At 64.0% G+C, this 770-nt stretch carries 1 protein-coding gene; it reads right to left on the reverse strand.

The genetic code is table 11. The features are described 5' to 3' along the window. A partial coding sequence (locus tag G6K99_RS23190; RefSeq protein ID WP_174198117.1) for a tyrosine-type recombinase/integrase occupies positions 1-770 on the reverse strand: 770 nt, incomplete at both ends.

Below are 770 nucleotides of genomic sequence, written 5' to 3' on the forward strand. Positions count from 1 at the left end.
CGCAGCCCGTGCGCCGAAAACTCCCCAGGCTCCAGTCCAGCCATCTCCGCCCGTTGTTTGACGATCTGGTTGACTGCACTCGGCTCCAGCGCGCGCTTCGAAACATTCCCCCAGCGATCGATCTTGCGAAAAATGCTCCCCGCCTCGATCCTTCCGGCCGCAAGCCAGGCATTCAGCGCATCCACAGGTCTACCCGTCAGATAAACGACCTCATCGCTTTCGGCACCTGACGTCTTGGTGCGACCGAGGTGAATGGCGAGAGAGGGGAGGGGAGGGGCCCCCTCGACGGTGATTGGTGGCTCGGCGGTGAGCTGCTCCCTGCGCAGACCGGCAATCTCACTGCGACGCCGTCCGCCCGAGGCAAAAGCCACCATCAGGATTGCCCGGTCGCGGATATCACGAAGGTTGTCGGTGCTGCAGGTCGCGAGCATATTTGCCAAGACGTCGCCGGTCACCGCCTTGGCGCTTTTGCGTTTCCTTGGCCGCGGTGTCGCGCGGACAGCAAGACGGATTGCGGACTTCAGCGAAGGGGAGGAGAAGACACCCGTCAGCCCGCGCCATTTCGTCAGCGTCGACCAGCTGGCAAGCCGCCGGCGCACCGTATCGGGCGCATGCGGCCCTAGCGATCTGAGAAACCGTTGTTCGCGCAGGCTCTGCTCGACATCGGCCGGCATTCCGTGTTGGGGGTCGATGTCGCGCTGATCAGGCTGCCAGAGATGGTGGGCGACGAATTTCAGAGCCAAGGCTTCGGGTGCCGGCCAGGGGAGGGA

It is taken from the genome of Neorhizobium sp. AL 9.2.2, from assembly GCF_013317225.1.
Taxonomy (GTDB): Bacteria; Pseudomonadota; Alphaproteobacteria; order Rhizobiales; family Rhizobiaceae; genus Neorhizobium; species Neorhizobium soli.